General features: G+C 35.5%; 9 protein-coding genes and 1 pseudogene. 2 read left to right on the forward strand and 8 right to left on the reverse strand.

Annotation, left to right across the window (positions count from 1 at the left end):
• Nucleotides 1–29: 29 nt before the first annotated feature.
• The 7 genes and pseudogenes from JCM19034_RS17885 to JCM19034_RS17910 form a co-directional block, all read right to left on the reverse strand.
• Nucleotides 30–949 (reverse strand): annotated as a pseudogene (locus tag JCM19034_RS17885) (formylglycine-generating enzyme family protein).
• 181 nt (nucleotides 950–1,130) lie between these two features.
• Nucleotides 1,131–1,385, reverse strand: a complete 255-nt coding sequence (locus JCM19034_RS17890) for a hypothetical protein (RefSeq protein ID WP_062051928.1) — start codon at nucleotides 1,383–1,385, stop codon at nucleotides 1,131–1,133.
• Between the two features lie 392 nt (nucleotides 1,386–1,777).
• Nucleotides 1,778–3,337, reverse strand: a complete 1,560-nt coding sequence (locus JCM19034_RS17895) for a diguanylate cyclase (RefSeq protein ID WP_062051930.1) — start codon at nucleotides 3,335–3,337, stop codon at nucleotides 1,778–1,780.
• A 368-nt stretch (nucleotides 3,338–3,705) separates the two neighbouring features.
• Nucleotides 3,706–4,260 (reverse strand): ABC transporter permease, encoded by a 555-nt coding sequence (locus tag JCM19034_RS21270; protein ID WP_082394205.1) that lies wholly within the window; start codon nucleotides 4,258–4,260, stop codon nucleotides 3,706–3,708.
• Nucleotides 4,253–4,789: an ATP-binding cassette domain-containing protein gene (locus JCM19034_RS17905; protein ID WP_231687029.1), complete on the reverse strand. Its 537-nt coding sequence runs from the start codon at nucleotides 4,787–4,789 to the stop codon at nucleotides 4,253–4,255. The genes JCM19034_RS21270 and JCM19034_RS17905 overlap by 8 nt, the downstream gene beginning before the upstream one ends.
• Nucleotides 4,753–4,965: an ATP-binding cassette domain-containing protein gene (locus JCM19034_RS23570; protein ID WP_231687027.1), complete on the reverse strand. Its 213-nt coding sequence runs from the start codon at nucleotides 4,963–4,965 to the stop codon at nucleotides 4,753–4,755. Before JCM19034_RS23570 ends, JCM19034_RS17905 begins: the two co-directional genes overlap by 37 nt.
• A gap of 167 nt (nucleotides 4,966–5,132) precedes the next feature.
• A complete protein-coding gene (locus JCM19034_RS17910) occupies nucleotides 5,133–5,669 on the reverse strand; it encodes a PadR family transcriptional regulator (RefSeq protein ID WP_062051934.1) in 537 nt (178 codons plus the stop codon).
• 708 nt (nucleotides 5,670–6,377) lie between these two features.
• Here JCM19034_RS17910 and JCM19034_RS17915 point away from each other — a divergent pair.
• Complete coding sequence (locus JCM19034_RS17915; RefSeq protein ID WP_062051936.1) at nucleotides 6,378–6,920, forward strand: NADPH-dependent FMN reductase; 543 nt, start codon at nucleotides 6,378–6,380, stop codon at nucleotides 6,918–6,920.
• 307 nt (nucleotides 6,921–7,227) lie between these two features.
• A complete protein-coding gene (locus JCM19034_RS17920) occupies nucleotides 7,228–7,899 on the forward strand; it encodes a hypothetical protein (protein WP_062051938.1) in 672 nt (223 codons plus the stop codon).
• Between the two features lie 171 nt (nucleotides 7,900–8,070).
• On the opposite strand, the gene JCM19034_RS17925 is transcribed toward JCM19034_RS17920, so the two are convergent.
• The coding region (locus JCM19034_RS17925) for an LPXTG cell wall anchor domain-containing protein (protein ID WP_156324052.1) at nucleotides 8,071–8,328 on the reverse strand (258 nt) is incomplete at its 5' end.

An 8,328-nucleotide genomic window follows, 5' to 3' on the forward strand; every position in this document is an offset into this window, starting at 1 on the left:
GCTCACCTCATAACCATCACTATTTAACGTTATCTATCTGCTACACAGCGAAACCCTAAATTACCAGTGGAACTATCCATCGTATTGGAACTGCGAGCCGCAACCCGGTAGCGATTACAATAAGATTTATGACATAGGTAAGACCCGCCCCGCATGACTTTTGGTGTCTGATTATTGATTTGCTTTGCATCTATTTCTCGATCAGAACGATTCGTAAACCAATCCTCGCACCACTCCCATACGTTACCTGCCACATTATAAAGTCCAAATCCGTTTGCAGGAAAAGATGTAGCGGGTGCCGTACCTAAGTATCCATCTTCTTCTGTGTTCTTATATGGAAAGTCCCCTTGCCAAATATTACAATAATGCTCTCCGTTTGGTGTTAATTCATCTCCCCATGGATACTTTTTCTGTTCTAAGCCACCACGAGCCGCGTATTCCCACTCCGTTTCTGTAGGTAAACGTTTCCCTGCCCAATCACAAAATGCCTTTGCATCATTCCAAGAAACATGGATAACAGGATGGTCCATTCGGTCATCTATCGTAGATCCTGGCCCTTCTGGTTGAAACCAGTAAGCCCTTCTACTGCCAACCACCACGGAATTCCAGGCACTTGTTGGACTTTGCCTTTCAGCTCAGGAGAAACAAATTTATAGAAAACATAAGACCAACCGAATTTTTCTGCCTCTGTTTTATAGCCAGTCTCTATGACAAATTGATTAAATTCAGCGTTACTTACTGTATGACTATCAATATAAAATGGGTCTACTTTTACTTTTCTTACAGGTCCTTCTCCATCTGATGGAAAACCTTCCTCGTCATCCGTTCCCATGAGAAATTCCCCACCAGGTAAGTAAACCAACTTATCTTTAAACTTGATATCTTTCTTTACTACTTTATGACTAATAGATTCATTTTTTCCACCAAGATTTATACTAATTCTGCTCATACTGCAGCATGAACGTTGATTCTGCTTTTTTCCACTGTTGTCCCTCCTAGTCTGACGCCAATAATTTAACCAGTTTTAATTATTAAAAACAACCTATCCCAATAAAGCATTTGCTAATATAAGACAACTCCAATAATACCAGATAAAGCAATAACTATAGCGGGGTTCATTCTTCGTTTCATTAGGCAAGTAAGGACAGCCCAAATATAGCCATTAAACTTACCGTATGCCACGATATCGCTGCGATTACGTGATTATTGATAGTAAACCTTAATGCTGCATACACAATTAAACCGGTGATGATTGGACGAAGCATCAGTTCTCTAAACTCTTCACTAGCATTACCCTTTACTTCTGGGAACTCTTGTGGGTGCTTTTTCTTTAATTCCTTAAATTTTTTCAATACTTTCTTTATAATGGTGAAAATTCCATTCATAATTAATCACTATACCAATGAGTATATTTTTTATTTTCTTTATACACTAATCAACGAGTGTATATGATGCAATTTAGTAAACACTTCCTTTTTGGTATTCCTTTAACAATCCTAGTATATTTTTAAGATGAATTATTAAAAAAGACCCTACTTGGCTTTATATCTTCTGAAAAACAAAGATCGTCAACCAGTAAAAAGGTTCAGAACATTTAAATGCAATATTCTAAACCTTTTTCTTCTTTATTTTTTTGTGTACCTCTTTTCTCAAACAAGTGAATGCAATGACTATAAAAAATCCAGTACATTAAAGTAACAAAATAATTGATTTATGATAATAACGGTAAGAATTCAAGCGGAGAATACCATTCTAAATACATTGGAAGGATCCTAACCTAAAGATTTCCTTTGTAAATCTCGACTTGATTACGTCCAGCTCGTTTCGCTTTGTATAAAGCTTTATCAGCTCTATTTAAAAGCTGAGCTAACGTTTCACTATTGTTTTCCTCAACTTCAGCCACCCCGCAGCTTATCGTAACTGAAATAACACCGTCAGCATTCTCAAGAGGCCGTAACTCTACAGACTTACGGATTCGATTCGCAATAATTGCACTTTCCTTGGCCGGATATCCTTGAAGAGCAAGGACAAACTCCTCACCACCATAACGAGCAAATAGGATATCCTCTGCCAATTGAGCTTGGCAGACCTTGACCACATGTACAAGCAACTGGTCGCCAACATAGTGGCCATAACGATCATTCACTTCTTTAAAATGATCGATATCCATTAATATGACTGTAAATGGTAATGACTCTTTCTGAGCTAGACCAATCATTTCCTCTGATTTTTCAAAAAAAGCACGCCGATTAAAAATTTGCGTAAGTTCATCATTATAAGCTTGATATTCCAATTTTACTTGCAGCAACTTCAGTTCTGTAATATCTGTAAAAATAATTAAAGATCCTTTACCGATATTGGCTTCCTGCAAAGGTGAAATACGAGCTTGATAAATACGTTTAGATTCATTGTTTGATAAATGTATTTCCTGACTACGGACCGATGTCTGAAAACTTGTTGGGATTGAAACTTCAGAAATCTCCACCCAAAACGTATCGAGCTCCATCCCATACATTGATTTATTTAATCGTGGAAACATTCTCTGACACGCCTGATTAAATTCAATCAACCGTTTGCAATCGTCCAATACCATCACGCCATCATTGATACTATTAAAAATGGCATCTTTGGCGATAGGCATCACCATAAACATTCGTGAAGAACTAATTGACCATAAATATAATAGAGAGGTAATCCACAATATCATAGGAACCGGATCAATTCCTGGAGGGGTAAAGCCAATTAAATATAAAAAGGATGTCAGCATAGGAACCATTTTGCCCCACAATAACGCAATTAATTGCCAACGGTAGATCATAGCTGTTTCTTTCCAACGTAATAGAACTAGCAAAAAAGATGCTAGCATGCAGGCAAACATGTACACTCCATTAACTACGTACCATTTGCCAACTTCTAGATGTATGTATGGTGCTCCCAAGAAGGGGTCTATCTCAAACACTCTATAATGAAGATGGTGCAAATCATTCGTTGCAACCATTATTAGACTAATGAATGGAATGATGTTAAAACCAATGAATCTCTTTTTTGTAATGTTCAATCCTAAATATTGCATGATGAACAATAACCCTAACGGTGCGGAGAAAGGTAATCCAATATATTGGATCGTTGTCCAAAATTTTAATTGTCCAAGCGTCTCAGCTGTTAAGCCAAAAGCAGAGCCAAAACAATAAATAGTTGTCGAAACTGTATAAATAATGAAAAAGGCTGCAATTTTTTTATATTTATAACGTTTTAAAAAAACATATAAACATAAATACAAATTCAAGACGCCAGATATACAAACTAGTGTAATAAAAGCGGTTAATTCAGAATTCACGGTAGTTACCCTCATTAAAATATATTTTACTGTAACTTTAGCATATATCAAATTAATGTGGGTATACCATTGGTAAGTATAGGAAGGAATTTATCGATATAGTAAACTATATTAATAGATTATCACCTGATACTTGCTATAAGAGATGTGATCAATAAAAAAAAAGCCAAATCAAAAGCGGATAAAGCCGTTTATTTAAGTCAGCTTTTCTTCACTAAAAGAACCGATTTCGAAAGCTTGCTCTAGCAATGACGAGAAACAGAGCAAGCATCCCTAAAAGAACCAAAATGGATAGCCCCCAAAACAAGATATTCGTTTCTAAAGCAGCACGATACCCTTTTGTAACCATTCAAACGGATTAATCCAGCCTATCCATTGTACAAGTTAGGTGCTTCAGTAATATTTAGAAAGATACTGCTGCATAAAAGAAGAGGGATCATAACTAAGTTTGTCGTTATGCTTAATTGACCTTCGTTTTTTGGTAGGCTCGAAATGAAAAAGCCCATTAATGTAAAAATGGCGGAACTAACGAAAAATAATGGGAGAAATAGTATGATACCCAATGCTGACATCGTTATATTAAAAAGGCTAATCTCTACAAGCAACAATACAGCCGAAACAAAACAGGCAATTATTGTTTGGCTAATTGTAATACTAGATAAATATTTCCACAGAGAGAATGGTGTAATTCTTAATAAATCGAAAACTCCTCTTTTTCTTTGTGCGTAAACAGAAAAGGAATTAGTTGTACAACTGTAAAAAAAGATACTTATACTTAACAAACCAAACAACAAATTGGTTGATACATGAACATCAAAATAATACAGCCCAAATAACACCGCTAATGGAAGGCAGATTGACCAAAACAATAAATAGACATCTTTCAAATCTTTGTTTAGCGAAATGCGGATAATATTAAACATATTGATTCTCCTCCTTATTTATCAAAATATTAAATAGTTCCTCTAAGTCTTTTGCTTTATATTTTTCTAACAGTTCTAACGGTTTGCCATTTTCTAATAAGGTTCCTTTATCCATAACTAATACTCGATCAGCTGTATTTTTAACTTCTAACATATCATGGGAAGAAAATAAGATGCTCTTTCCTTGCCGCTTTAAACTGTGAATCATGTTTTGTACATCTCGTTGTCCACTCGGGTCAAGCCCCGCAGAAGGCTCATCTAAAATAACAAACTCTGGATTGTGCAACGTTGTTATAATTATGGCTAACCGTTTTTGTTGTCCTAAAGATAGCTTAGAGGCAAAAGTTTTTTTGGCATCTAACAAACGATACCTTTTTAATACCTCATCCATTTCTTCGTTTGTTAATGGTGACTGATAAAAAGTAGAAAATAACTTCAAATTATCTTCTACATTAAATCCTTCAAAAAATGGGGTTGCTTGAAGTTGAGCCCCTACTTTTTTAGGGAAATCTTTTGACCAGTGATTAATCTCTCCATGATCTGGCTCGTAATGCCTAAAATCATGCGAATGGTAGTCGTTTTTCCAGCACCATTCGTCCCTACTAATGCCACCACTTCATTTGTGTTTATAGAAAAGTTCATGTCCTTAATGATTTTCCTTCCATTAAAGCTTTTCTCCACATGCTTTAACTCGATTAGTTTCATTTTCGATACTCTCCTTTGTATAATCAACTTTGACTATTTGATTAAGAAAAACGCAGAGCGTCTTTCCTTAAAAACGTTGGTTTGAGTTTTGCTAAATGTAGATTTCTTCAGTAAAACGTGTAACGAGCGTAGCCAACGCTCCCGTAATTCTTACCTAGACACTCTGATCATTTTACTTCAATTACATCCATTACCCGCTCAATTAATTTAATTTGAGATTCAATCATTTCAAACATATGCTCAAATACTATACCGGTTAGTTGTGGAATGTCACCTTGTAGTGCTCTTTCCTTCGCTTCTAGTCCCGTTCTAACAGCCTGTAGCTCAAAATGTAACTGGTCTCTATTCTTTTTTAACTGTTCTATGGCCTTTTCTTTTGGTAGTTGATGAGCAAAGGAAATACCTGAATATAGATCAGTTGGATAGTTGATTTTTCCATTTCCGAGACATTCCAAAGCTAATTGCTTCTGATATTCCTCGCCAGAAGCTGTCATTTTGTAAATAGCTTTTTGTCTATGCCCATTATTTTCAAGACCTTCAATTTCAACATAGCCCTCTTTCTCCAACTTTTTCAGTGCATTATAGATAGAACCTGGTAACACACCTGCCCATCTTTGTGCATCGTTCAATTCAAGCATTGATTTAATTTCGTAACCAGACATCGGCTTAATACTGAGCATTGCCAAAACTAATAATTTTGTCAAAGTTTATTCCCCTTTGTTTATTCAACATTGAATATATAAAGAGTATATAAAGATTTTTTTCTAATGTCAATAAAAAAGCTCATCAAAAATTCCTATGATACTCCTACTGATCATTTTAGTTACTACTTAAGCTCCTATGAACGTAATATTTCATGTTGCTATATAAAATAGCAATCCGCTCCTCTACGGAAACGGTTCTTCTAACTATTTTGAATCGTTCCGAAAAAGTTAAATATGATGAACCACGTTCTAATTATTTGAATGATAGAATCAAATCATCTATACTAATCAGATGTTGGGGTAAAGTTCTTGGCATACTATGAAGTAATGACATTTTTAAAAAGGAGCTCCTCGTTTAAGAAATAGTCTTACTGCGTAAAGGGTTTACGTCAAATGAAGTGATGGATGAGCTATATCTAAGCAAGTCCTGCTATTCTAATATTATTAACCTTAGGAAATATGGGATATATATAACTTTCTGAAAAGGAATTGGGTATCATTAAACTTTGATGACGAGGAACGTATTGTTAGTATCCGTTGTGACACTTTTTTCGCAAACAAGAGGTGATAGCTGCTTTAGCCATTGCTGCACCTACTATCAAATTTCTTACAGCAATATCATAGTGAGAAACACAGCATGTAGGTAGTAAAGCCATTACAAAAGAAATAGAAACCCTAGCAATCATTTAATTTTTGGAGGTCAACACAATGAAAGTAGTAGCAATAGTAGGAAGTATTCGTAACCAGTCTTATAATTTACAACTAGCTAAGCATGTTCAACAACGTTATGCTGATCAATTCGAGCTTGAGATTTTGGATTTAGCTCCCCTTCCAATGTATAACCAAGACACTGAACTAGATACACCACAAGAAGTGCTTGATTTCAAAGCGAAAGTCAAAGCTGCTGATGCCGTTCTATGGGTAACACCCGAATACAATTCATCGATTCCAGGTGTATTAGGAAATGCGATTGATTGGTTAAGTCGTGTAGATAAAGTAATGCATGGTAAACCTTCAATTATTATGGGTTCTTCAATGGGTATATTAGGTTCAGTAAAAGCACAGATGCATTTACGTGATATTTTATTTGCACCTGGGTTAAATTCCCCTGTTCTTGGAGGAAATGAAGTATATGTTGGTGCAGTACATGAGAAATTTGATGCTGAAGGTAATCTAACAGACGAATCTACCATTTCTTTCATAGATGGTGTCATTTCAAATTTCCAAGAGTGGATGAAACAATACGTATAAAAACTAGCTGACTCTAATAGTCAATTTTATTGACTGTTTGAGTCAGTCTTTTTCTTGCTACTATCTTCACCCACCAATGTTACACATACACTCCCCCACTTATTATCTGTTTCTATTCTATTCCACATTTGTAATGTATATTGCATTTAACAACAACACATTAGAATAACTCATTAAATATTTATAAAATATTTACATAAAAAGACTTAGTGATAAACATTGATTCGGTAAAATAGAATTACTTACTATTCGTTTCATTTTAGCATGGACACCTGCTTACATACATTTCAAGGAAGGGGAAATTCGTATGTCATTGCCTTCAAAGAAACTTCATGTTCATTTTAGTTCTATTTCACTCGTGATTTCAGGTATTTTGTTTGTCCTATATCCTGCATTACGTCCTTTTTCAGATGAATCCTCTTTGCAAGGTGCAGCAGCATTCTCATCTACTGAATGGTTACTATCTCATATTCTAGCCATCGTCGCTTTTACACTACTCCCGCTCGGATTTTATGGATTTCAATATTCCCTACAAAACTCACTTACTTATTGGGCATTCGTGTTTTGCTTAGTAGGGGTAGGTTTAACGTTACCGTTTTATGGAGGAGAAACGTTCGGTCTTTACGCTATTGGGTTGGAAGCGATAAATCAACAGTCAGTCGATTTATTAAGTCAAGCAGACATCGTTCGTTCTGGATTCGGTCTTGTTATGTTTGTTATCGGTCTTTTACTTGTTGCTATTGCTGCAATCTTACTTACGATTGCCCTTTGGACATCTAACAAATACTTGAAATTCAGTGGCATTCCCCTTACATTAGGCATGATTCTATATCTCCCGCAGTTTTTCTTTGACCAGCCTTTACGAGTAACGCACGGAATGTTGGTCGCCATTGGCTGCATATGGATAGCTATCGAATTATGGAGTAAACGGAACGATACGAATGAACAAAAAACACAATCAAATACTGTTAGTCTCTAAGAGCTGTTTTTTTAACTAGTGAGAAATAGGCCAGAATTGAAATGAACATTTCTCTGGCCATTTTTGCACTTTAAATAATTCGAGAATGAGAGCACATCTATGCCATTTTGATTGAAAAATCCATGTTTCACTATTAATTCTTTATGTGAAACATGGATTTTAAATTATAGATTAATTTGATGTTAAGGAGCTTTTTCTGCGATATCCAATAAAGAGAATACCACCGAATACAGTAAGGACCATTCCCGTTAATAAGTAAGAAAACATAGATGTTGCCGTTCGTGGTAATTTACGGTCACCGTTCAGATCCCCCTGTTCATTACTATTACCTGTTTTCTTGTCGTTGTTACTGTCTTCCTCGGTTCCTTCTCCTACGTTATTATCTTCTTCCGTTCCATCCTCGTTGTTATTGTCTTTCTTGGTTCCTTC

It is taken from the genome of Bacillus sp. JCM 19034 (genome assembly GCF_001310635.1).
GTDB lineage: Bacteria > Bacillota > Bacilli > Bacillales > Bacillaceae_D > Halalkalibacter.

Excerpts from the sequence above, each read along its gene's own strand:
- JCM19034_RS17890 (WP_062051928.1), bottom strand. The coding sequence starts at position 1,385 with ATGAATGGAATTTTCACCATTATAAAGAAAGTATTGAAAAAATTTAAG.
- JCM19034_RS17915 (WP_062051936.1), top strand. The coding sequence starts at position 6,378 with ATGAAAGTAGTAGCAATAGTAGGAAGTATTCGTAACCAGTCTTATAAT.
- JCM19034_RS21270 (WP_082394205.1), bottom strand. The coding sequence starts at position 4,260 with ATGTTTAATATTATCCGCATTTCGCTAAACAAAGATTTGAAAGATGTC.
- JCM19034_RS17920 (WP_062051938.1), top strand. The coding sequence starts at position 7,228 with ATGTCATTGCCTTCAAAGAAACTTCATGTTCATTTTAGTTCTATTTCA.
- JCM19034_RS23570 (WP_231687027.1), bottom strand. The coding sequence starts at position 4,965 with ATGAAACTAATCGAGTTAAAGCATGTGGAGAAAAGCTTTAATGGAAGG.